We start from the raw sequence: 22,858 nt of genomic DNA on the forward strand, positions 1-22,858 counted from the left end.
CACAGTCATGATCCTGCGGTTGACCGTGTGGGATCCCGGCACCGGGAGCGCGCACGACGTCGAGGTGATCGCCGCGCCCAGCAGCAGCGTGCGATCTGTGCTCGCGGCGCTGCCCGCCTCCGTGGCCGGTCGTCGCTGCTTCGTCGGGGCCGTCGCGTTGGACCCGGCCGCGAGCCTGGGCGACAGTCCGCTGCTCCGCGGCTCGGTGCTCAGCGTGGGCGGGCCTGGGCCGGTCGGTCGCCTGGCCACTGCTGGCGCGACGGGTGTGCTGGAGGTGGTGGACGGCCCGGACGCCGGCCTGGCCGTCGCGCTGCGCGCCGGGGCCCACCCGATCGCTCGTCGTTCCGCGGCGGCGCTGCCCCTGCGGGACACGGACGTCTCCCGGCACACGCACGCGCTGCTGGACGTGGCACCGGACGGCACGGCCACGGTCACCGACGGCGGATCGAGCAACGGGACGTACGTCGACGGCGTGCGGATCGCCGAGCGGACCGCCGTCTCGCCGACCACCGTGCTCCAGATCGGCGGGAACGAGCTGCGGTGGACGCCGGTGCCGGCCGGGGCGCGGCGACTCGTCCGAGCCCCGGACGGTCGACTCGACTTCGACCGCGCCTTCGGCCGTGCCCCGGTGGTCCCCACCGCCGAAGTGACCCTGCCGTTGCAGCCGAGCGTGACCAGGGGTCCCGTGGTGGCCGCCTACCTGTTGGGCGCCGCGGGCTCCGTGGGGGCCGCTCTGCTCACCCAGTCACCCATCCTGTTGCTCGGGGCGGCGGTCTCGATCGGGGGGTTGCTGCTGCACCAGTCCGCACAGAAGAAGCAGGATGCCGAGCGCGAGGCCGAGTTCACCGCGGCGCGCAAGGTCGTCGAGGCGGCGATCGCCACCCAGGTCGCCGCCGAGCAGCAGGCACGCCGGGCGCTCGCCCCGAGCCGGGCCGAGATCATCGACATCGCCCGGGGTGCCCGCGCCGATCTGTGGACACGCCGGGCGGCCGCACCGCACGCACTGGCGCTGCGCGTCGGCGTCGCCGACGAGCCAGCATCGGTCACGGTACGCGGTGAGCCGTGGCCGGATTTCCAGCCCCCGAAGCTGTCGGCCGTCCCGGTCACCGTGGACCTGCGTACCGTCGGGGTGCTGGGTGTGACAGGTGACGACGAGCCGGTGCACGCCGTCCTGCGGTGGCTGCTGCTCCAGTTGGCCACCCTGCGCGGCCCCGACGACCTGCGGATGGTGCTGCTCAGCGCCGACCCGGTGGGCCGTCTGGCCTGGGCGCGCTGGCTGCCGCACGTCGACGCGGGCGAGACGGCGTCGGTTCCGTGCCGGATCGGCAACACCACCGCCACCCGGGCCGACCGGGTTCGGGAGCTGCGTACCCTCATCGCGTCGCGGCGCGCCGAACGCGGCCCGCAGCAGTTCGACGACGTGGTAGTCGTCCTCGACGGCGCATTGGCGCTGCGGGACCTGTCTGGCATGGACGAGGTGCTGCGGGACGGCCCGGCGGTCGGGGTCTACCTGATCTGCGCCGACCGGCACAGTATGAACGAGTGCCGGGGTCTGATCGAGACAGCGGGCGACTCGGCACAGCTCACCCGCAGTCCGGACGACCCGGCGACGACGGTCTGGGTCGACCGGCTCGACGCGACGACCGCTGAGCGGCTGGCGCGGGCGTTGGCGCCGATGCGCGACCGGGCGACACTCGGCGCGGCCCAGAACGCCATCCCGGGGGCGGTGCGCCTGCTCGACCTCCTGAATCTCGGCGCGCCCACCGGCGACGACGTACGCGCGCTCTGGGAGCGGGGGCGGGGCCCCCGGACCCGCGTCGTGCTCGGCGCGGACGCCACCGGCCCGGTGTACGTCGATCTCGCCGGCCAGGGACCGCACACCATGTTGGGCGGTGCGACGGGCGCCGGTAAGAGCATCCTGCTGCAGACCCTGGTCACGTCCCTGCTGCTGGCCAATCGGCCGGACGAGCTCAACCTGGTGCTCGTCGACTTCAAGGGCGGCAGCGCCTTCCTGCCCTTCGAACGCTGCCCGCACGTCGTCGCGCTCATCCGCTCCACCGGTGAGACCGCCGCCGACGTGTTCGACGACGCGGCGGCGGCCCGGGTGCTCGCCTCGATCCGGGCCGAGGTCAGCCGCCGGGAGTCCCTGCTGGCCCGGTACGACGGGGAGATCGACAGGTACTGGCAGAGGCGCCTGGCGGGGGCGGACCTGCCGCCGCTGCCCCGCCTGGTGATGATCTTCGACGAGTTCGGCCGGGTGCTGGACGCCGCACCCGACTTCGTCAAGGAGTTGGTCAACGTCGCCGCGAAGGGGCGCTCGTTGGGCATGCACCTCGTGCTGGCCACACAGTCGTTGCAGGGCAAGCTCTCGCCCGAGTTGAAGAACAACGTGTCGCTGCGGATCAGCCTTCGCCAGAACGAGCCCGCCGACAGCACCGAGGTGCTCGGGGTTCCCGACGCCGCCACCATCCCGGGCGCGTTGCGGGGCCGCGGCATGATCCTGTGCACCACCGCGGAGACCCGGATCCCGCAACCGTTCCAGTCGGGCTACCTCGGCGATCCTCCGCCGACGGGTGCGGCCGCCGCGGCCGTCGTCCGGGTCCTGGGCCCGACGGACCTCGGCGCCCCCCGACCCACCGCGTCGGCCCCGGTCGCGGCGGGACCCACCGACCAGGACCGCGCCATCGCCGCGATCGAGGACGCCGCGGCCCGGTCCGGGCTACCGGCGCCCTTCCGGCCGATTCTGCCCCCGCTGCCGGCCACCCTGACGGCGGACGAACTGCCGGCCCGGTGGACCGCCGCCGCGCCGGAGACCGCCGTACCCTTCGGTCTGGCCGACGACCCGGCCCGGCAGGCACAGCCGGCGGACTTCCTCGACCTCGCCGGAGTCGACCGACTGCTCGTCGCCGGTGGCCCGCAGTCCGGTCGGACGACGTTCGCCCGCACCCTGATCACCGGTCTGGTCGCCCGCTTCCGACCCGACCAGGCCCACCTGTACGTGCTGGAACGGCACCCGGCGGGCCTGGCCGAGTACGCGGCGTTACCGCACTGCGGCGGCATCCTCTCGGCAGCGGAGCCGGACCGGATCCGTCGCCTGGTCACCTGGCTGGACCAGGAGGTCCAACGCCGCGCCACGCGGGTGCCGCCGTCGGACGGCCCCCGACCGCACATCGTGGTCGTGGTCGACGGGTGGGAGCACTTCGAGGATCACAGCGATCCCGCCTTCGTCGAGACGACACTGCTGGCCACCCTGCGCGGCGTCATCACCGCGGGCGCTCCACTCGGCGTGCACGTCGTGCCGCTCGGCGGCCAGGACATGCTCAACCACCGGCTGCCCACCCTCTACAACCGGCGGCTGCTCCTGCCGTTTCCCAAGGAGGAGACCCGCCGGTTGCAGTTGCAGACCGGCATGGCCAGCCCGCCTGTCCTGCCGGGGCGGGCCATCGACGCCGGCAGCGGCCGGCATGTGCAGGTGGCCCTACCGACGAGGTCCGCCGTCGCCGTCGAGCCGCCGGACGTGCCCGCTCACCGGCTACCGCGGATGTTTCCCGCCCTGCCCGCGCGCATCGACCTGGCCGCACTCGGGTCGAGCGCCGACACCGAGGCAGCGGACGGGCCGCCGTCCACCTGGATACCCCTGGGCGTCGGTGGACCGGACCACACCAGCGTCGGCATCGACCTGTTCCAGGCCGACTCACACCTGTTGCTGATTTCCGGCACCGGCGGGACGGGCCGTACCAATGCGGCGGCCACCGTGGTGCACGCGTTGCGGCGGCGGGGGATCGGCGTACTCGCTGTCGCCTCACCCCAGTCCCCGTTGCCGAAGCTGCTCCCGGACGACGCCGGGCTTCGGGTGCTCACCGGTGTCACGTTCCGGGACGGCGACCTGCGCGAGGCCGCCGCCGCGTTCGGCGACGAGCCGTACGCGGTGGTCGTCGACGACGTCGACCGGATCACCGTGCTCCCCACCGAACAGGGCTTCGCGAGCAGCCCCACGCTGCTGGACGACATCAGCAGCCCCGCGGCTCGCGGGCAGCGTGCCCTGGTCGTCACCGCCGACGCCGCGCCGCTGCTGACCGGCTTTCCCAGCCCGCTCACCCGCCTGGTCAACGCGGTCATGATGACCGGGGCACGTCTCGTGCTGGTCCCGGGCAACCGGTCCGCGGCGGTGGCCCACAACATCACCCTCGAACCCGACCAGTACCTCACCGGCCCACCCGGTCGCGGCTATCTCTCCGCCGGCCGTGCGCTGGTGCTGCTGCAGGTGGCCACGCCGTAAGTCGACTCGCCTTTCCGAAAGTCGGGGTGTCCAAGGGCCGTCGACACCCCGACTTCCAGAAAGTCGAGTGGATGATGCCCGGTTGTCAGCCGACCACCGACCGCAGCGGCACTCGCGCGTCGCGTAGCGCGCGTACCAGATCCGCCGTGAACGGGTGCTCGTCGACCTGGAGGCCCTGCGGGTTCGGGATCACGACGTACGCCGAGCTGTCCTTCATGGACGTCCGCGCGTCGGGCGTGAAGCGTTCGACGATGGCCCGGGTGCGCGGCAGGTCGGTCGCCGCCACCTCGATGGTGATCGGTCGCCACCCGCCGCCCAGGTCCGCCGCCGCCGGGGTGGCGGCGGCGTCGGCGCGCGCCGGGTCGATGCCCGGCGTGCGTCGGGCGGCCGGGACACCCGGCGGGTAGAGCAGCGCGTTGGCCACCAGGTGCAGGCCGTTCTCGTTGTACGCCCGGAAGAGCGGGTTGAACGCGAACAGCACCGCCCGACCGGCACCTGTCGGCTCGTCGACCACGGCGGCCGTCCCCTTCAGCGTCTCCGCGCCGACGGTGTAGCCGTTGGCCCAGAACGTGTCACCCGTCGGGTAGCTGAGCACGTTCGTGCCGGTGGTACTCGGGTTGAGGATCGGGTCGCTGTTGTTGAACTCGACGTCCTCCGCCGGGCGACCCAGGGCGACCGGGCTCGTGGCGTCCACGTCGACCCGCAGGTGCGAGCCGATCACCAGGTAGTCGGCCGGTTTGGCCTTCTCGGTGGTGGAGGTGAGGCCGGCGGCGCGGGCCAGCCGGGTGCCCTCGTTGCGCAACCCGACGTAGGTGTGGCCCTGGGCGATCCAGGCGCGCAGGTTGGCCTGGCCGGCGGCGGTCAGACCGCCGGTCGCGCTGCTGCCGTCCGGCACCAGCAGCACGGTACGACCGGTGAACGCCTCGGTGTTGTCGTTGATGTCGGCAGTGGTGACCGGGGTGAGGTCGAGCCCCCACCGCTTGCCGAGCACGTAGCGGGCCTCGCCGTGTGAGCCGGAGGTGGTGGAGATGCCGGTGCCCTGGAACAGTCCCACGTCGGGCAGGTTCACGGGCGTACCGGTGGCTGGCCCGCTCGGTGTCAGGCTCACTCCGAGCGAGGTGGCGAGCCGGTCGATCTCCCGGGTCAGCGTCTTCGCCGGCAGGGCCACCAGGCTGCTGTCCGCGCTGCGTGTGAGCGGGACGCCGCGACCGAGCAGGCTGAACGTCAGCTCCGCGGCGGCGGCCGAGTCGAGCGGGTACGTGTAGGAGCCCCACGGCCAGGCCGGGGCGGTCCGGCCGCCGGAGATCGCGCGGACGAACTGGGCCGTCGGCCGGACGTCGTCGCCGGTGTAGATGGTGGAGACACCCATCAGCAGCGGGTTGCTCCAGGACGACACGTCGTAGAAGTAGGGGAACGGCGTGTACGGGTCCTCGCCCATGATGGCCTGGATCCAGTGCTTCTGCGGCTGGTCCAGCGGAATCCAGTAGGCGCCCCTGGGCACTGTCACGTTTGTGGCGCTCCGGCCGCCGAAGACCCGCGCGGTCGGCACCCGGGTCGGTTTCTGCACCTCGTACACCTCGACGTCCATCCGGCGCAGCCGCTCGACGAGCTGGCGGACGTCGGCGAGCTGCCGGTCCGGCAGGAGGAAGTACGAGCGGATCGTGATGTCGGGTACCGGGAACTGGACCTCGTTGGTGGGCTGCACGACCTCGTTCGGTTCGAGGGTGCCCGCCCGGCCCTGGGCGAGCGCGTCGGTCCAGATGTCGAAGTAGCCGTCGAGCACCTCGCGCTTGTTCGCGGCGGCCCAACCCAGCGTCGACCACTGGGTGTGGAACTGTTGCTGGACCCGGTCGGCGACTGCCGACGCGCTGCCCTTCTCGTACGTCATTCCGGCCGCGCCGAAGCCGGTGGTCGGCACGGTGTCGCCGTAACCCATGAAGAACATGTCGTACGTGTCGTAGTTGAAGTAACACTCGGTGAAGGCGGTGTCGTCGCAGGCGCCGTTGTAGCCGAAGCCGGCCTTGTTGGCCTCGCCGATCCGGTTGATCCAGTCCACCGCCTGGCCAGCGATCTCGTGGTGGATCGGGTCGGCGTTGGGCGGGAAGAAATACTGCCGACCACCCATCTCGTGGGCGTCGACGAAGACCTGCGGCGGGTAGCGGCGCAGCAGTTCGAGTTTGCCGTCGGTCTCCTGCTGGGTGCGGGCGAACCAGTCCCGGTTCAGGTCGAATCCGAACTCGTTCTGCCGCCGGGTCGCGTCGCGGCCGTCCGGGTTCTGGGTGGGAACGATGACGGTGACCAGGTTGTCGTTGCGCCGGGCGACCTCGCAGGACAGGCCCGCCGCCAACTCGTACAGCGTCTTGAGGGCCGCGTCGGTGCCGCTCTTCTCGCCGCCGTGCACGTTCGCGGTGACCCAGACGATGGCCGGGCTGTCCTTCGCCGTCCGGGCGGCCGTCCGCGCGCTGGTCCGACGGGGATCACGCAGGTCCCGTACGTCGTCGGCGATCCGGCGCAGCGCGGCGGGTCGCACGTGGCGCTCGTCGGACACCACCGCGTACGGCAGGGGTTGCCCGGCCACGCTGGTGGCCAGCACTCCGGTGACGACCCTCTCCGAGGCGCTGTCCACCGCCCCGAGGTAGGTCCGGACCTCGTCGTTGGTGACGACGCGCTCCTGGCCCGCGCCGAGCGGGAAACCGAACACGGCCTCCGGGGCGGGCACCGTGGCCAACCGTGCGGTCGGGTCGTCGCGGCACGGCGCGGGCGTTGCGGCGCTCGCGGCCGGCGTGCCGCCGAGTAGGGGAGTCAGGCCGAGCAGGAGCGCGATCGTGGCGACGCCCGCCAGTCGTCTCGGGGGGACCGTCCAGAACGAGCGCATCGATGGGGCCATGTATCGGATTCCCTTCTCGGGGAAAGCCTCGCAGTGGCCGGAGCCTATGAACCGGCCGACACGAGGTCAAGGTCTGATCGACGGTGTTGACTACGCGGCGTGCCGGTTCCGACGCGGAGTGGCAGGATGGTGGCAGCTTGTCGTCGTCTGGGGAGGAGGACACGTGCCAGAGTTGATCACGCTTTCGGTCCATCCGGATCGGCCGTCCGCCGATGCTCGGCGCTCGCTGGCGTCCTGGCTGCGGGCCGAGGATCGGCTGCGCGACGGGGTGACCTCGACGCCGGCCAGTGAGACGTCAGGCGGTGAGACGTCGTCCAGCGAGACGTCGTCCAGCGAGACGCCGGTCGGTGGGTCGTCGGCCGGCGGCACGGGCCCGCTGAGGGTGGCGGTCGACGACGCGGGTGCCGCCATGGTGCTGGTGCAGTCGATCGCCGGTTGGCTTATCCACCGCCGTGAGGACGTGACGGTGCGGCTCGCCCGGCCCGACGGGTGGACGGCCGACGTGGACGTTCGCCAGGCGCGGGACATGGACCGGGTGACCGCGCTCATCGAGGCGGCGGTGCGCGCGGTCACCCCGGAAACCGGGCGGCTCCCTTGATCAGGTGATGAGAAGTAGGTCGGCAACGCCTCTGCCACCTATTTTTCGTCACCCGATCAACGGAGCCGCCGTGCGCGGTGCGCCTACCAGGTCGTGAGGCCGAGGCTGATGGTCCTGGTCAGCGTGGCGTTGTCGTCGTCGCCGTCGAGCGACCAGATCATCGCGCCGGCCAGGCCGGCACGGCGGATGTAGAGCGTCTTCTGCAACACGACCGCCGGATCGTCGTACGTCCAGAACGTCGTACCGTCGAACAACCAGGCGTGCCCGGTGGGCAGGTCGCGGTGCACGGCGTAGCCGTTGCCGGCCAGGGTCCTGAGCAACTTGTAGTCCTCGTACCCGGCCTCGAAGGTCGCCGGCGCGGGCCCGGCGGCCGGCTGGAAGAGGCCGTTGCCGCCGCCGGTGACGCCGGTCCAGCCGCGACCGTAGTACGGGATGCCGAGGACGAGCTTGTCGCGTGGCGCGCCCCGGGCGATCCAGCCGTCGATGGCCACCTCGGCGGAGAAGTCCGGGTTGTCCGGCGAGCCCGCCGGTACGCGCAGCGCCGACTGCTGGTTGGTCACCGCGTCCCAGCCGCCGTGGAAGTCGTACCCCTGCACGGTGGCGAAGTCCAGGTACTTGAAGATCTTGCGGCCCTCGTAGCCGGCGTCCATGGTGGCCGGGTTGGCCGGTAGGAAGGCGGTCAGCGGGTGGTGTGCCCGGGTCGTGCGCCCGAACGCGTCGAGCTGCCGGCGGAACTCGGCGAGCAGCTTGGTGAAGTTCTCCCGGTCCTCCGGTCGGATGACGTTGCCGGGCTCACCCTCCCAGTTGGGCCACTCCCAGTCGAGGTCGACGCCGTCGAAGACGCCGGCGGCGGCGCCCGGGGCGCCCGGCAGGTTGCCCTTGAGGTAGAGGTCGACGCAGGACGCGACGAACGCCCTGCGGGAGGCGTCGGTGCGGGCGGCGTTGGAGAAGTACGTCGACCAGCTCCAGCCGCCCAGCGAGATCAGCACCTTGAGCTTGGGGTGCTTGGCCTTCAGCTTGGCGAGCTGACCGAAGTTGCCGTTGAGCGCCTGGCCCGGGGCGTCCGCGACGCCGTCGACGCTCTCCTCCGCCGGGACGGGCCGCTGGTAGTCGGCCCAGGCGTCGCCCTCGCCCGGCCCGCCGTCGAGGTAGCAGCGGCCGTCCTCGCTGACGTTGCCGAAGGCGTAGTTGACGTGGGTGAGGCGGCTCGCCGCCCCGGAGGTGTCGAGTTTCTTGACCGGGAAGGCGCGGCCGTAGATGCCCCACTGGGTGAAGTAGCCGACCCGGTGGTAGCCGGCGCGGCGCTGCTGGTGGTCGCCGGCGCTGGCGGCGGTGGGCGGGGTGGCCGTGATCAGCAGGGTCGCCAGGGCGACGACGGCGGTGAGACGGCGGTGGCGGAATTGTCGCATCGGCACACTCCCACGACGGTTGGCGCACAATCAGTAAAGACACTTATCTGATTGATGAAGTTAAGCCGACCGTCGTCTCCGGTCAAGAGCTGGGCCGGGCGCCGCACGTCGACGTCGGCACCCGAACCACCACCACCCGCACGCCCCGCGGGTGGGCGTCAGCCGACCTGGTCGTTGTCCTTCAGCGAACCCCAGCCGTGCCACCTGTCGATCTCGATCAGGGCACTGACCCGGGCGCGTTCCCGCCGCGGGTACGCGTTGCCCGTGTAGTGCTGGGACAACCGGTCGATGTCCGCCAGGTCCTCGTCGGCGCGCAGCTCGGCGACGTGCCCGACGATGCTGACATGGGTGTACCAGCCGGCCTCGTCGAGCACGGTCAGGGACACCCGCGGGTCGTTGCGGATGTGCTCCAACCGGCGGCGGCTCTCGTCCAGGTTCACCAGGATCCGGCCGTCCTCCCACAGGTACCAGGTCGCGGCGGACACCGGCTGACCACCGTTGCGCAGTGTGGTCATGACGGCCGGGTTCGGCTTGCGGAGCATGGCGATCGCGGCCTCGGGAAGCGGTGGCTTGGACATGCAGTCTCCTCGTCGCGTCAACGTTTACCCCTGCACGTTACGCACCCGCGGGGCCCGGGCACGCGCGGACCGGCAGGTACATCGCAGGGAGTACCTCGTGCAGCGGATGTGCGCCGCACCCGGTGGTTCGTACGGTCTGCGTCATGCACGGCAAACCCGCTCCGCTGCTCGTCAGCCGCCGCCTCTGGGCCGGGCTGACCATCGTCCTCGTCGGCCTCGTCTTCAACCTCGGCTGGTTCTTCGTCCCCCCACAGGTGTGGCTGGACGACCCCGGTCTCGTGCCGATGCCCGAGGTGCTGCTGGGCTGGTGGGTGATCATCATCGGCCTCGCGCTCATCGCCTGGGCCGTCCACCGCCGCGTCCGCCGGTGAGCACCCGCCGCCGGGTGCTCGGCTGGCTCGGCGCGGTGGGCGGGCTCGTCGTCCTGCCCGCGGCCGGGTTCGCCGGGTATCTGTACGCGGACTCGGGGCGGAGCAACGTCGGCACGTTGACGTTCCGCAACCGGCTCCGGATCCCGCCGATACTGCCCCCGACGGTGGCGGCGGACGGGGTGCGGCGATTCCGGCTCACGCTCGCTGCGGGTCGTACCGAACTGCTGCCCGGCACGACGACCAACACCTGGGGCGCCAACGGGCCGATCCTCGGCCCGACGCTGCGGGCGAGTCGGGGTGACCGGGTGAGCGTCGACGTGCGCAACAACCTGCCGGAGACGACGTCGCTGCACTGGCACGGCATGCACCTGCCCGCCCGGATGGACGGCGGCCCGCACCAGCCCATCGAGCCGGGCGTTACCTGGCGACCGAGCTGGACGATCGAGCAGCGGGCCGCGACCCTCTGGTACCACCCGCACCTGCACCGCAGCACCGCCGCGCACGTGTACCGGGGTGTCGCGGGGCTGTTCATCGTCGACGACGACCCGGCCGTGCGGTTGCCGACGGAGTACGGGGTCGACGACGTCCCGCTGATCGTGCAGGACCGCAGGATCGCCGACGACGGCACCCTGGACGAGTCCGACCTCACGTTCGGCGGCCTGACCATCACCGGGCTGCTCGGCGACAAGATCCTGGTCAACGGCACCTACGACCCGTACGTCGAGGTGCTGACCGAGCGGGTGCGGCTGCGGCTGCTCAACGGCTGCAACGCCCGGATCCTGTACGTCGGGTTCACCGACGACCGCGAGTTCACGCTCGTGGCGACCGACGCCGGGCTGCTCAGCTCGCCGCAGCCACTGCGCCGGCTCCTGCTCTCGCCAGGTGAGCGCGCCGAGATCGTGGTGGAGTTCCGGGCCGGCGAGTCGGTAGTCCTGCGCGGCTTCCCGGCGCCGCTGCGGGCGAACCCGCTCTACGGTCGGCTGGCCGGCGGCAGCGACACCCACGACCTGATCAAGATGACCGCGGCCGGGGTGCTGCGGCCGAGCCCGCCGGTGCCGGCCGAACTGACCCCGGCCTCGCCCGCGCCGACGGTGACCCGGCCGGAGCCCTTCCGCCTGGAGATGGGCGACTTCCTCCTCAACGGCGCGACGATGGACCCGGCCCGGATCGACCGCGTGACGCGCACCGGTTCGGTGGAGGTGTGGGAGGTCGCCAACGGGCAGTCGATCCCGCACAACCTCCACGTGCACGGCGCGTCCTTCCACGTGCTCGGCGTCGACGGCGCACCGCCCGCGCCCGAGTCGCGCGGGGAGAAGGACACCGTCTACGTGCCACCCGGCAGCGTCGTCCGGCTGGCCGTGCGCTTCCTGCAACACTCCGACGTTCGTACGCCCTACATGTTCCACTGTCATGTGTTGGCCCACGAGGACGCCGGGATGATGGGTCAGTTCCTGACCGTGTCGGCGCAGGACGAACCCTCCGTACCGGTCACCCTCGACGCCGGTCACGCCCAACACGGAGGATGAACCCCATGCGCGCCGCCGACCTCGTCCTCGCGCTGGCCAGCGCCGTCGCCATCACGGTCGCGACCTCGGTGGCCGCCGAGCCGGCCAGCGCGACGTCGGCCGTCGCCGCGTACGCGCTCGGGGCGGTCATGGGCGCTCTGCTGCTCTTCCGACGTCGCCGGCCCGTCACCGTGCTCGTCCTGTCGCTGATCGTGATCATGGGCTACAACCTCACCGAGTTGCCGAGCGTCTCGCCGATCTGGCCGCTGTTGCTGCCCCTCTACATCGTCGCGAGGGCCGGGCAGGCGACGATCGGGGCGGCGATCGGCGGTGCCACGCTGCTCGTCTCCGCCGGGTGGGTGCTCAACGCCGGCGTACCGCTGCTCGAACTGTTCGACGGGGTGCTCCGCGAGGCGGCCCTGCTCGCTCTCGCCCTCGTCGCCGGCACGGCGGTCCGGCACCGGGAGCTGTTCGCCCAGGAGTTCACCGCCCGGCTCGCCGCCGAGCGGCAGCAGCAGGAGCGCGAGTCGACGCGGCAGGTCCTGGAGGAGCGCCTGCGGATCGCCCGGGAGCTGCACGACGTCACCGCGCACACCGTCGCGGTCGTCGGCATTCAGATCAACCTGGCCCGGGAGCTGGTCGAGGACGATCCGGACGCGACCCGCGACCTGCTCGACACCGCGCGCCACGTCAACGCCGACGCGATCGGCGAGCTGGAGACCGCCGTACGCCTGCTGCGTGGCCCCGCCGACGCGGCGGCGACGGACCGACACCCCGTACCCGACGAGACCATGATCGAGGCATTGCTGGCCCGGGCGGCCGACGGTGGCCTGCGCCCCGAGTTCCACCGCGAGGGCACCCCGAGGCCGCTGCCCGCGGCGGTCGGGCTGGCCCTCTACCGGATCGCGCAGGAGTCGGTGACGAACGTTCTGCGGCACGCCGACGACGCGGCCGTCACGGTGACGCTGCGCTACGGCAACGAGGACGTACGCCTCGACATCGTCGACGACGGCCCTCGGGCGACGGCGGCGGACCACCGGCCCGGTCACGGGCTCATCGGCATGCGGGAACGGGCCGCCAGCGTCGGCGGGAGCCTGACCGCCGGACCGCAACCCGACGGCGGCTTCGGGGTGCGCGCCAGACTGCCGGTCAGCCCGGCCGAGGAGTCGGCGGCGGTGACCCGCCGGTGAGCGTGCGCGTGCTTCTCGCCGACGACCAGCCGCTGGTCCGCAGCGGTCTGCGGGGTCTGCTCGAACGCGATGGTGACATCACCGTCGTCGCCGAGGCACAGGACGGTGCGGAGGCGCTGCGGCTCGCCCGGCAGACTCGACCCGACGTCGCCCTCCTCGACATCCGCATGCCGCACCTGGACGGCCTCGTCGTCACGCGGCGGCTCGCCGAGGACCCGGCCACCGCAGGGGTACGGGTCGTCGTGCTCACCACCTACGACATCGACGCGTACATCTTCGAGGCGTTGCGGGCCGGCGCGAGTGGGTTTCTCGCCAAGACCGCGAGCCGGGAGGAGCTGTGTCGGGCGGTCCACGTGGTGGCGGAGGGGGAGGCCCTGCTCAGCCCGAGCGTGACCCGCACCGTGATCGCCGAGCTGGCCCGCCGCCCACGCCCGCCGCAGCGCTCACCCGAGCGGTTGGCCCCGTTGACGGCCCGCGAGCGGGAGGTGCTGGCCTCGGTCGCCACCGGGTTGAGCAACGCGGAGATCGCCGAGGCGTTGCGGATGAGTCCCCTGACGGTGAAGACCCACGTCAGCCGCATCATCACCAAGCTCGGCGTCCGAGACCGTACGCAGCTCGTGGTGCTGGCGTACGAGAGCGGGCTCGTCACACCCGGCGGTTAGGTTGATGGGGCGCGTGCGGGCCTGCGGTCGCTTTGGGCGAGGATGTGGTGATGAGCAACCCCGCACTGCCCAGGCGTGTCGTCGTCACCGGTGCCACCGGCAAGCTCGGTCGGGCCGTGGTCGCCCACCTGCGCGCCGTGGGCGTCGGCGTGCTGGCCGTGGACCGGGCCGGCGGCCGTGATCCGCGCGACGTGGACGGCGAGTTCCTCCTGGTCGACCTGACCGACTACGGGCAGGTGGTGGAGGCGTTCACCGGGGGCGCCGACGAGCACGCCGGTGGGGTCGACGCGATCGTGCACCTGGCGGCGGTCCCGGCCCCCGGGCTGATGTCGAACGCGACGACGTTCGCGAACAACTCCGCCGCCACGTACAACGTCTTCGCCGCGGCGCGGGCGGCCGGGATCAGACGGGTGGTGTGGGCGTCGAGCGAGACGGTGCTCGGGCTGCCGTTCGACAGCCCGCCACCGTACGCGCCAGTCGACGAGGAGTACGCGCCGCGCCCCGAGTCGACGTACTCGTTGAACAAGGTCCTCGAGGAGGAGATGGCGCGGCACTTCTGCCGGTGGGACCCGGAGCTGGTCATGGTGGGTCTGCGTTTCTCCAACGTGATGGATGTCGAGGACTACGCCCCGTTCCCCTCCTTCGACGCCGACCCCCGGGCGCGCCGGTGGAACCTGTGGGGCTACATCGACGCCCGCGACGGGGCGCAGGCGGTCGAGCGCGCCCTCGCCCACGAGCGGCCCGGCGCGGACGTGTTCATCATCGCCAACGCCGACACCGTCATGAGCAGGTCCAGCGCCAGCCTGCTGGCCGAGGTCTACCCGGGTGTCGAGGTCCGTAAGGAGTTGGGCGAGCACGAGACCCTGCTCAGCATCGACAAGGCACGCCGGGTGCTGGGGTACGAGCCGCGGCACTCCTGGCGGGACCACGTGGATCCGGTTCAGCGCGCGGCCTGGTAGGCGCGGCCCACAGCGGTCGCCTCGCCGCCGCTGCGGAAGAGCCCGGACTGGTCCTTGTCGGTGGCGGGCAGACCGAACCACGCGTACCGGTGCAGCCAGGACAGGCCGCCCAGCATCCGGGTCGCCGCGGTGAGGAACGCGGCCTGCTCCGCCTGGGTCGGAAAGCGCACGCCGTTGGAGAAGTCGATCAGGGCGAACTCGGTGAGCCAGATCGGCAGTCCGTAGCGGTCGTGCACCGCCTGGAGGTACGACCGGAGCTGGTTGACCGCGTTGGCGGTGGTGAAGTCGCCGCCGTACCAGTGCAGGGCGATGAAGTCGACCCGGTGACCGCGCTGCTTCGCCCCGGCCATGAAGCGGTCGAGCCACTCGCCCGGCCGGTCACCGCCCCAGGCCACCGCCGGGCTGCCCAGCGGCAGGCCGGTCGCCTCCAGTTGCGGCCACAGGTCCAACGCCTGCTCCACGGTCATCTCGGCCTGACCCTTCAGGTCCGGTTCGTTGAACCCGAGCAGGTGGCGGCCGTTCTGCTGGGCCTTCTGCAGGTTGCCGGCGGTGACGCTCTTCGCCCCCCAGATCATCGGGACGAACTCGGCGTTCTTCGGGCTGGTGACGCCCGGGTGGGCGACGTCCCAGGTGTAGTACCAACTCGCCCCGGAGTTGGCCAGCGCCTGGCTGACCCCGTCGAACGTCCACACCCCGACGCCCTTGCGCGTCGAGGTCACGGCGGTCGCCGCCGGGGCGGCCGGACGCCGGGCCGTGGGCGTCGCCGTCGGCGTGCTCCGCGGGGTCGGCGTCGTCGCCGTCGGGCTCGTCGTGGCGGCGGGCGTGGTCGCGGGGGGTGGGCTGACCTCCGGGCTCGTCGACGGCGGCGCGTCGACCGCCCGCGTCGCGGCGGGGACGGGCGTCGGCCCGCTCGGCTGCACCACGACGATCACCCCGGTCACCAGTACGGCCACCACGACGGCCACGGCGAGGGGCCACCGCAGGCGCCACACGCCGATCGGGAGGCGACGGAACATCAGGCGTCGGGGCTCCGCGTGGACACCCCGGGGGCCCTTCGGGGTATCCGCTTCACCCGGGCCGGTTGCGCGCATCGTCTCGACTCCTCCGTGTGGTCACATCGCTGCTCGACGGAGGGCGATACGTGATCGCTACCAGCGCCTCCCCTCAGGAGACTCGCGGGCCGCTGCGGGATAACGATTTTGTCGGCGGCGCACCCCTTCCGGTGAGCCCGGCGAGGTGGTGCTTCCCGGTCAGCGACGGAGGGTCGCCGACGGCGACTCACCGAACCGGCTCCGATACTCGGTCGCGAACCGGCCGAGGTGCACGAACCCGTGCCGCAGCGCGACTGTCGTCACCGAGACCCCCGGCTCGGCCGCCCGCAGCGATCGCTGCGCCGCGTCGAGGCGACAGGCACGCAGGTACGCCGTCGGGGTGGTCCGCAACTCCCGGCGGAAGCAGTCCTGCAGCGTTCGTACGCTCACCCGCAGCGCCTCGGCGACATCACCGACGGTCAGTGCCTCGGCGTGGTGATCGGCGATCAGGGCGCAGGCCCGGCGGACGAGCCGCCCCGGGTTGGGGTGGTGGTCCGGCTCGGCGAACAGGTCGGAATGGCTGTGCCGGTGGGCCAGCAGCAGTTGGCCGATGAGCCCCTGCTCGAATCGGGCGGCCACCTGCGGGTGGTCGAACAGGGACGCGTCCGTCGGCTGGGCCAGCTCGTCGGCGAGGAACGCCACCCCGCGTGCCCATGCCTGCGCGGTGGGCGTGGTCATGACCATGCCGATGTCGAAGCGGAGCGGGTCGTCCACCGGGCGGCCCAGGAGACGGGCGAGCTCGCGGTCGACGGCGTGCCGGTCGGCGTAGAAGATCCGATGTGGTGACCCCGCGGACCACCGCATGTCCGAGGAGTCGTACGGGGACAGGACCGAGGCGACGTCGGGTGTCGAGGTCACGGTGTGCCCGGAGTGCCGCACCACGGTGCTGCCGGCCCGGGGGATCTGGACGAGGTAGAAGCTCTCCAGGGCGGGGGGTTGGATGCGTACCGCCTGCCCGTAGTCGAGGTCGATGACACCCACCCCGCCGACCCGGTGTGCCGCCATCCGCAACTGGACGGCACGCACGCCCGCCTGCGGGGTGAGTCGATGCGGACAGAAGACCCGGCCGACCTCGGCGCGGGCCTGGTCGACGTCGTCCGTCCGGACCGTCACCGCATCCATCCGACACCTCCCGGGGCGTCCTGGTGCGCCGACCATAAGGTGCGACCCGCAACGGCGGTGTCGGAAAGCCGTGCACCCGACACGGAACGGGTCGGCTGCGCGGAGCGGACACACCTCGCGCGCAGCGGATAGCGACTGCCGCGCCCCGCTCGCTAGCGTGCGCTCACCACCGCCGCCGCAGTGGTCTACGCACTTCGGAGGATGTCATGAGGATTGCCATCGTCGGCGCCGGATTCGCCGGTCTGAGCGCAGCGAAGGTGCTGCGGCAGAGCGGGTTCGACGTCACCGTCTTCGAGAAGGCGCCAGACGTCGGTGGGGTGTGGAGCCGCACCCGGCGTTATCCCGGTCTGCACACCCAGAACAACAAGGGCACCTATCACCTGTCCGACCTGCCGATGCCCGCCGACTATCCGCAGTGGCCCTCCGGGGAGCAGGTCCAGCGGTACCTTGAGACCTACGTGGCGAAGTTCGGGCTCGCCGGCGTGCTGCGGCTGTCCACGGAGGTCGTCTCCGCCGAGCTCGTCAACGACGAGACCGGGTGGCTGATCTCGTCGCGGCCGGCGGGTGCCCCGGAGCCGGTGACGGTGCAACGGTACGACCACCTGATCGTCGCCAACGGCATCTTCTGCGACCCGGTCGTCCCGTCGTTCGACGGTCACGCGGGCTTCGCCGCCGCCGGCGGGCGCGTCCTGGCCGCGGGGGAGTTCCACGACATCGAGGCGGCCCGAGGCCGCAACGTCCTCGTCGTCGGGTACGGCAAGTCGTCCTGCGACGTGGCGGTCCCGCTGAGCGAGGTTGCCGCCCAGACCCAGGTGGTGGCCCGGGACCTGCTCTGGAAGATGCCCCGCAAGCTCGGCGGCGTGCTCAACTACAAGTACCTGCTGCTCAGTCGGATGGGTGAGGCGCTGTTCCGCTACCTCCACCTGAAGGGCTTCGAGCGGTTCCTGCACGGTCCGGGCAACGGCCTGCGCCAACGGATGGTCGACAGCGTCGGCTCGGTCGCGACCAGGCAGCTCAAACTGCGTGAGTTGGGTCTGGTGCCCAACGGCAGCTTCGAGGACATCGCCCGCAGCACGGTCAGTCTCGCCACCGAGGGCTTCTTCGAGCGCGTCGCCGACGGCCGCATCGCCGTACACCGCGACCAGGTGATCACCGAACTGCTCGTCGACGACGACGGCCGGCCCGCCGCCCGCCTGGCCGACGGCAGGGTGCTCCCCGCCGACCTGGTGATCTGCGGCACCGGTTTCCGCCAGCACGTGCCGTTCTTCGACGACGCGCTGCACGCCCGGCTTCAGGACGACGCGGGCAACTTCCAGCTCTACCGCCAGATCCTGCCGCTCGGGGTGCCTCGGCTGACGTTCGCCGGCTACAACTCGTCGTTCTTCAGCCCGCTCAGCGCCGAGATGGCGGCGGTGTGGACGGCCGCGTACCTGCGCGGTGGACTCACCCTGCCCGCCGAGGCGCGGATGCGCGACGAGGTGCGCGCCCGCCTGGCCTGGATGGCGGAGCGTACCAACGGGCGGCACGCCCGCGGCACGAACGTCATCCCGTTCTCGATGCACAACATCGACGAGGTGCTCGACGAACTGGGGCTCAACCTCGGCCCACTGACCCGGGCCCGGCAGTGGCTGCTCCCCGTCGACCCGCGCTCCTACCGGGGCGTGACGGCACGCATGATCCGGCTTACCGCCGACGCGGGCGAGGTGGCGGCTGTCCGCCCCGGGCGCGGCGGTGTCCGGCACGACCGCGACGACTCTCCGGTCGCCGGATGAGGGCGGGCGAGGACCGGACGACTGACCGTCGTCCGGCGTGATGCCGGTGAGTCATCTTGATGACTCACCGGCATCACCCGCCGCCGTCCGCGACCAACCCGACGCGGGGCACCCCGTTGCCCGCCGTCGAGGGCTGCGCGTATGGTTTCGTGGCACGCCGTCGAGCTGGAAGGAGGTCAGAACAATGTCCGATGTTCTGCGCCCCCTCCGCGCTCCGGCGTCCGCGCGGGCCTGACCCGGGGCGCTCGCCACCCGGAGGACCACGATCATGACTGATCTGCTCATTCGTCCGCTCGTCGCGGGCGAGGAAAACCTGTTCGACTCCATGCCCGATCCGCTGCCCCAACTGCGCCAGGTCGCGTACGCCGACGGGATCGCCGGCGGCGGCTACCGGCCCGAGACCACCTGGGTCGCCCTGCGCGCCGGCCGGGTGGTCGGCCGGGCCGCCTGGCTCCGCCCACCGGGCGCTGTCGGCGCCCCCTGGCTGGACCGGTTCGATCTGGACGCCGAGCCGGAGGTGGGCGCCGAGTTGCTGCACGCCGCCCACGAGGCGCTGGGCGGCCCCGGCCGCTACTACGCCGCCCTGCCGGCGCACTGGCGGCGTCGACCGGAGGTGCTGGCCGTGGTGCGGGCGCCGATGGAGGCCGCCCGGCTCGCCGGACTGGTCGAGCGTGGGGAGCGGCTCCGGTGCTCCTGGACGGGCACACCGCTGCCGGCGTCCTCCGGCCGCTACGACTTCCGGGCGCCCACCGACCTGGCGGAGATCAACATCCTGGTCGCCCGGATCGCCGAGCCGGACGTGCTGACCGGTGCCGAGGTCGCGCAGGCGGTCGGCGGAGTCGACCTGGCCACCGACCCGCTGACCTGGCTGGGAGACACCACCGAGAACTGGCGCGTCGCGCTGGAGGCCGGGCAGCCGGTCGGGCTGGCCGGAACGTTCGGGGACGCCTGCTACCCACTGCTCGCCTATCTCGGCCTCCTCGACGAGGCGGCCCGGCCCGAGCTGCTGGCCGAGGCGGTCCGGGTGCTGGCCGCCGGCGGTGCCCGCGAGGTCATCGCCGACGTGGACGCCCGCCGGGTGGCGGTGCTCGCGGAACTGGAACGGACCGGCTTCCGGCAACTGCGCTCCAGGGTCGTCTTCGCGCCACCGCAGTAGCCGATCGGGTGCGCCCGGTCACCCGGGCGCACCCCCTCGGCCGGCACCGGCCCCCGCCCCTGTCAGCATCGGCGCATGCCGGAGATCATCGCGCTTCTCGTCGGTGGGTTGGCGCTGGTCGTGGCGCTCGTCGCCGGGCTGTACCTCTGGCCGGTGCGCCGCCCTGGGCGACGGGTCGCGTGGCAACCGCTCGACTTCGACACCGCCACCCGCGCCGCCGAGGCCGTCATCGCGGCCGAGGCGGCGGATCCGGCGCTCCGCCCGGAGTCGCGCAGCCGCCTGCTGAGCCACGGCTCCCGTACCCGCCGGGCCGTTCTGCTGCTGCACGGATACACCCTCGCGCCCGAGCAGTACGACGGACTGGCCGAGGAGTTCTTCGACCGTGGGTACAACGTCTTTATCCCACGGGCTCCCCGGCACGGGACCGTCGACAGGCGGGCCCACCACCGGGTCGAGGCCGAGGAGCTGACGACGTACGCCGCACGAGGGCTGGCCGTCGCGGCGGGCCTCGGCGACGAGGTGGGCGTCGTGGGAATCTCCGGCGGCGCCGTGCTGGCCACCTGGCTGGCCCAGGTGCCAGGCGACGTCGTACGGCATCTGCTGTTGCTGTCGCCGTTCTTCGGCCCGGACCCGCGTCAGGCGCCGGCCTTCGCGGTCCGACCGCTCATCACGCTGTACGGGCGACGCATCCTTGCCGACCGTGTCACGTCGCGCGGCTACTCGCTCTCCGCCGTCACCCAGTACCTGACGATCGCGCGCAGTCTGCCGAACCCGCCCCGACGCACTGGTCTGCGGAGCGCCGCGGTCGCCATCAGCCCGCTCGACGGCGTGGTGGACCGCGCCGCGGCGGTGAGCGTGCCCCGCCGGATCGCCGACGCGCACGCGATCCCGCTGCGGGTCTGCACCCTGCCCGAGGCGTTGGGCGTCGGCCACGACATCCTCGACCTCACCGCGCTCGGCACCGAGGGTCCCGAGCTGCGCCGGCGGTACGTGGCGCTCTACGAGGGAGATCCGACGCCGACGCCCGGACTGGCCCAGGCGGCCCGCGTCGACGAGTGAGCAGTCTCGTCGCCGCGGTCAGCGCCGCCGACGACCATCCGGGACGTAGGCCGCGTGCTGCCGCGCCGGCGTCTAAACTGCGCCCGTGTCGTGCCTCGTGTGGGCGCGTCATCTCCGTCCGACCAGGCGCACCCGCTATTGACCGCACGGTCCCATCCCCACCCCGAAAGGCGACACCAGCAATGAGTACGGCCGGATCAACCGACTTGCGTGCCGCAGTCCTCGCCGCGAACCGCCTCATCGCCGAGGCCGGCCTGGCCGCGCTGACGTGGGGCAACGTGAGCGGGGTCGACCGAGAGGCCGGCATCTACGTGATCAAGCCCTCCGGCGTGGCGTACCAGGACCTCACGGCCGACCTCCTCGTCCCGGTGGATCTGGAGACCGGGCAGGTCGTCGCCGGTGAGCTGCGGCCCTCCGTCGACAGCGAGACCCACCGTGCGTTCTACCTGCGCTGGCCGTCCATCGGCGGCGTGACCCACACCCACTCGACGAACGCCGTCGCCTTCGCCCAGGCCGGGCGGGACGTGCCGGTGCTCGGCACCACGCACGCCGACACGTTCGCCGGCCCGATCCGGGTCACCCGGGACCTGACGGCCGACGAGTGCGCCCACGACTATGAGTTCAACACCGCCCTGGCGATCATCGAGCTGATCGGGGGAGAGGCCGAGGCGCTGGCCAACCCCGTCGCTCTCGCCGCCAACCACGGCCCCTTCACCTGGGCGGCGAACCCGCTCAAGTCGGTGGAGAACGCGATCGTCTGCGAGGCGGTCGCGGAGATGGCCATGAAGACGCTCTCGTTGAACCCGGCGGCAGCCGCGCCACAGTGGTTGCTGGACCGCCACTTCACCCGCAAGCACGGCGCGGGCGCCTACTACGGCAACCAACTGCCCGAACAGAGCCGGCCGTGACCGTCGGCACGGGCTCCGCGATCGGAGCCCGTGCCGGAGTCGCCATCGTCGCTGGCCGACGGGCGGCGGTCCCTCACGTCGAGGGCTGGGCGGCGTTGAACACCGGCGGCGCGTAGCCGGCCGGCTTGTCGCCGATGCCGAGCCCGGGGCTCACCACCCAGGACTGGTACTGCGGGGTGAACATCGCGTAGGGCGCCTCGAGCTTCGGTGCGCTGGCCTCCTCGAGCCGGCGACGCGCGTCGGCCGGGATCTCGAACTCCAGCGCCTCGAAGTTGCCGCGGACCTGCTCGGCGCTGCTCGCCCCGATGATGACCGAGGCGACGGCGGGCTGGGTGGCCACCCAGTTGATCGCGACCTGGGCCATGGTGCGGCCGAGGTCGGCGGCCACGTCCTGCAGGGCCTCGACGACCTGCCAGTCGCCGGGGCTGATCTCCCGGCCCGCGGCGTCGGGGTTGGTCAACCGACCGGTCCCGCTCAGGCCGTCGCCGGTACGCCGGTACTTTCCGCTGAGCAGGCCGCCGGCGATCGGGCTCCACGCGGTGAGCCCCATGCCCACGGTCTGGGCCATCGACACGTACTCCGCCTCGATGCCCCGACTGACCAGGGAGTACGGGAGCTGCAGGTTGATCATCGGGGTCAGGCCGTGCGCCTCGGCGTAGCTCTGGGCGCGGGCCGCGTACCAGGCCGGCACGTCGGACAGCCCGGCATACCGGATCTTGCCGGCGCGTACCAGGTCGTCGAGGGTGTGCACGACCTCCTCGACCGGGGTGATCCGGTCCCAGGTGTGCAGCAGGTACAGGTCGATGTAGTCGGTGCCGAGCCGGCTCAGCGACGCCTCCACGGCCCGCACGATGTGCTTGCGGCCGTTGCCGCTGGCGTTCGGGTCGCTCGGGTCGAGGGTGTTGGTGAACTTGCTGGTGAGCACGAGCCGTTCACGGACACCGGCACTGTCGATCAGGCGGCCGAGGATCCTCTCGCTCTCCCCGGCGGTGTAGAAGTCCGCGGTGTCGACGAAGTTCCCGCCCGCCTCCAGGTACTGGCGGAAGATCAGCTCCGCCTCCTCCTCGGTCTTTCCGTACGCGGCGTGGAACCCGTCGACGCCGAAGTTCATGGTGCCCAGCGCCAGTCGGCTCACCCGCAGACCGGACCGCCCGAGCAGGTAGTAGTGGTTCATGGTGGTGCCCTCCCGATCGTGGTGTCGGCCCGGATCGGACCGCGTGGCAGACCTTTGCTCGCCAAAATTGGACCTGCAAGTCCAGAGTTCGGGCTAGGGTCGGACCAGCAGGTACGGGCCAGAAAGTGGTGACGGAGG

At 72.1% G+C, this 22,858-nt stretch carries 17 protein-coding genes; 11 read left to right on the forward strand and 6 right to left on the reverse strand.

The window, feature by feature from the left end; translation table 11 throughout:
* The first annotated feature begins 7 nt into the window (after positions 1 to 7).
* A complete protein-coding gene (locus AB0B14_RS01400) occupies positions 8 to 4,279 on the forward strand; it encodes an FtsK/SpoIIIE domain-containing protein (RefSeq protein WP_357520539.1) in 4,272 nt (1,423 codons plus the stop codon).
* Between the two features lie 85 nt (positions 4,280 to 4,364).
* Here the strand turns inward: AB0B14_RS01400 and AB0B14_RS01405 are convergent, their stop codons facing one another.
* Complete coding sequence (locus AB0B14_RS01405) at positions 4,365 to 7,166, reverse strand: M14 family zinc carboxypeptidase (RefSeq protein ID WP_357520541.1); 2,802 nt, start codon at positions 7,164 to 7,166, stop codon at positions 4,365 to 4,367.
* A gap of 163 nt (positions 7,167 to 7,329) precedes the next feature.
* Here AB0B14_RS01405 and AB0B14_RS01410 point away from each other — a divergent pair, with 163 nt between their 5' ends.
* On the forward strand, positions 7,330 to 7,764 hold the full coding sequence (locus tag AB0B14_RS01410) for a hypothetical protein (protein ID WP_357520543.1): 435 nt from the start codon (positions 7,330 to 7,332) through the stop codon (positions 7,762 to 7,764).
* Positions 7,765 to 7,847: 83 nt separating this feature from the next.
* Here AB0B14_RS01410 and AB0B14_RS01415 read toward each other — a convergent pair whose 3' ends face one another.
* Positions 7,848 to 9,173 (reverse strand): glycoside hydrolase family 18 protein, encoded by a 1,326-nt coding sequence (locus AB0B14_RS01415; RefSeq protein ID WP_357520545.1) that lies wholly within the window; start codon positions 9,171 to 9,173, stop codon positions 7,848 to 7,850.
* 158 nt (positions 9,174 to 9,331) lie between these two features.
* On the reverse strand, positions 9,332 to 9,751 hold the full coding sequence (locus AB0B14_RS01420) for a PPOX class F420-dependent oxidoreductase (protein ID WP_357064176.1): 420 nt from the start codon (positions 9,749 to 9,751) through the stop codon (positions 9,332 to 9,334).
* A gap of 143 nt (positions 9,752 to 9,894) precedes the next feature.
* Here AB0B14_RS01420 and AB0B14_RS01425 point away from each other — a divergent pair, with 143 nt between their 5' ends.
* From AB0B14_RS01425 to AB0B14_RS01445, 5 genes are read left to right on the forward strand one after another with little or no spacing between them, the layout of a single operon-like run.
* Positions 9,895 to 10,122, forward strand: a complete 228-nt coding sequence (locus tag AB0B14_RS01425; protein WP_357520547.1) for a hypothetical protein — start codon at positions 9,895 to 9,897, stop codon at positions 10,120 to 10,122.
* Positions 10,119 to 11,648, forward strand: a complete 1,530-nt coding sequence (locus AB0B14_RS01430; protein WP_357520549.1) for a multicopper oxidase domain-containing protein — start codon at positions 10,119 to 10,121, stop codon at positions 11,646 to 11,648. The genes AB0B14_RS01425 and AB0B14_RS01430 overlap by 4 nt, the downstream gene beginning before the upstream one ends.
* Positions 11,649 to 11,653: 5 nt before the next feature.
* On the forward strand, positions 11,654 to 12,817 hold the full coding sequence (locus AB0B14_RS01435) for a sensor histidine kinase (RefSeq protein WP_357520551.1): 1,164 nt from the start codon (positions 11,654 to 11,656) through the stop codon (positions 12,815 to 12,817).
* Positions 12,814 to 13,479, forward strand: coding sequence for a response regulator transcription factor (locus tag AB0B14_RS01440; RefSeq protein ID WP_357064164.1), 666 nt, complete (start codon positions 12,814 to 12,816; stop codon positions 13,477 to 13,479). Before AB0B14_RS01435 ends, AB0B14_RS01440 begins: the two co-directional genes overlap by 4 nt.
* 50 nt (positions 13,480 to 13,529) lie before the next feature.
* A complete protein-coding gene (locus AB0B14_RS01445; RefSeq protein WP_357520553.1) occupies positions 13,530 to 14,438 on the forward strand; it encodes an NAD(P)-dependent oxidoreductase in 909 nt (302 codons plus the stop codon).
* Here the strand turns inward: AB0B14_RS01445 and AB0B14_RS01450 are convergent.
* Both AB0B14_RS01450 and AB0B14_RS01455 read right to left on the reverse strand, forming a co-directional pair.
* The gene (locus AB0B14_RS01450) at positions 14,420 to 15,454 is read right to left on the reverse strand and encodes a glycoside hydrolase family protein (protein ID WP_357064159.1); all 1,035 of its coding nucleotides are present in this window, start codon (positions 15,452 to 15,454) and stop codon (positions 14,420 to 14,422) included. The two genes, AB0B14_RS01445 and AB0B14_RS01450, sit on opposite strands and share 19 nt — an antisense overlap.
* A gap of 234 nt (positions 15,455 to 15,688) precedes the next feature.
* A complete protein-coding gene (locus tag AB0B14_RS01455; RefSeq protein ID WP_357520555.1) occupies positions 15,689 to 16,651 on the reverse strand; it encodes an AraC family transcriptional regulator in 963 nt (320 codons plus the stop codon).
* A gap of 206 nt (positions 16,652 to 16,857) precedes the next feature.
* On the opposite strand from AB0B14_RS01455, the gene AB0B14_RS01460 reads away from it, so the two are divergent.
* The 4 genes from AB0B14_RS01460 (at position 16,858) to araD (ending at position 21,546) form a co-directional block, all read left to right on the forward strand.
* The gene (locus AB0B14_RS01460) at positions 16,858 to 18,423 is read left to right on the forward strand and encodes an NAD(P)/FAD-dependent oxidoreductase (RefSeq protein ID WP_357520557.1); all 1,566 of its coding nucleotides are present in this window, start codon (positions 16,858 to 16,860) and stop codon (positions 18,421 to 18,423) included.
* A 268-nt stretch (positions 18,424 to 18,691) separates the two neighbouring features.
* Entirely contained in the window at positions 18,692 to 19,579 is an 888-nt protein-coding gene (locus AB0B14_RS01465; protein ID WP_357064151.1) for an acetyltransferase, read from the forward strand.
* A 75-nt stretch (positions 19,580 to 19,654) separates the two neighbouring features.
* The gene (locus tag AB0B14_RS01470; protein WP_357064148.1) at positions 19,655 to 20,638 is read left to right on the forward strand and encodes an alpha/beta hydrolase; all 984 of its coding nucleotides are present in this window, start codon (positions 19,655 to 19,657) and stop codon (positions 20,636 to 20,638) included.
* A 206-nt stretch (positions 20,639 to 20,844) separates the two neighbouring features.
* Entirely contained in the window at positions 20,845 to 21,546 is a 702-nt protein-coding gene (araD, locus tag AB0B14_RS01475) for an L-ribulose-5-phosphate 4-epimerase AraD (protein ID WP_357064145.1), read from the forward strand.
* Positions 21,547 to 21,619: 73 nt separating this feature from the next.
* On the opposite strand, the gene AB0B14_RS01480 is transcribed toward araD, so the two are convergent.
* Positions 21,620 to 22,720: an aldo/keto reductase gene (locus AB0B14_RS01480; RefSeq protein ID WP_357064142.1), complete on the reverse strand. Its 1,101-nt coding sequence runs from the start codon at positions 22,718 to 22,720 to the stop codon at positions 21,620 to 21,622.
* Between the last annotated feature and the right edge of the window lie 138 nt (positions 22,721 to 22,858).

This window comes from Micromonospora sp. NPDC049171 (genome assembly GCF_040648275.1).
Lineage (GTDB): Bacteria > Actinomycetota > Actinomycetes > Mycobacteriales > Micromonosporaceae > Micromonospora.

Excerpts from the sequence above, each read along its gene's own strand:
- AB0B14_RS01400 (WP_357520539.1), top strand. The coding sequence starts at position 8 with ATGATCCTGCGGTTGACCGTGTGGGATCCCGGCACCGGGAGCGCGCAC.
- AB0B14_RS01405 (WP_357520541.1), bottom strand. The coding sequence starts at position 7,166 with ATGGCCCCATCGATGCGCTCGTTCTGGACGGTCCCCCCGAGACGACTG.
- AB0B14_RS01415 (WP_357520545.1), bottom strand. The coding sequence starts at position 9,173 with ATGCGACAATTCCGCCACCGCCGTCTCACCGCCGTCGTCGCCCTGGCG.
- AB0B14_RS01420 (WP_357064176.1), bottom strand. The coding sequence starts at position 9,751 with ATGTCCAAGCCACCGCTTCCCGAGGCCGCGATCGCCATGCTCCGCAAG.
- AB0B14_RS01425 (WP_357520547.1), top strand. The coding sequence starts at position 9,895 with ATGCACGGCAAACCCGCTCCGCTGCTCGTCAGCCGCCGCCTCTGGGCC.
- AB0B14_RS01435 (WP_357520551.1), top strand. The coding sequence starts at position 11,654 with ATGCGCGCCGCCGACCTCGTCCTCGCGCTGGCCAGCGCCGTCGCCATC.
- AB0B14_RS01445 (WP_357520553.1), top strand. The coding sequence starts at position 13,530 with ATGAGCAACCCCGCACTGCCCAGGCGTGTCGTCGTCACCGGTGCCACC.
- AB0B14_RS01450 (WP_357064159.1), bottom strand. The coding sequence starts at position 15,454 with ATGTTCCGTCGCCTCCCGATCGGCGTGTGGCGCCTGCGGTGGCCCCTC.
- AB0B14_RS01455 (WP_357520555.1), bottom strand. The coding sequence starts at position 16,651 with ATGGATGCGGTGACGGTCCGGACGGACGACGTCGACCAGGCCCGCGCC.
- AB0B14_RS01460 (WP_357520557.1), top strand. The coding sequence starts at position 16,858 with ATGAGGATTGCCATCGTCGGCGCCGGATTCGCCGGTCTGAGCGCAGCG.
- AB0B14_RS01465 (WP_357064151.1), top strand. The coding sequence starts at position 18,692 with ATGACTGATCTGCTCATTCGTCCGCTCGTCGCGGGCGAGGAAAACCTG.
- AB0B14_RS01470 (WP_357064148.1), top strand. The coding sequence starts at position 19,655 with ATGCCGGAGATCATCGCGCTTCTCGTCGGTGGGTTGGCGCTGGTCGTG.
- AB0B14_RS01480 (WP_357064142.1), bottom strand. The coding sequence starts at position 22,720 with ATGAACCACTACTACCTGCTCGGGCGGTCCGGTCTGCGGGTGAGCCGA.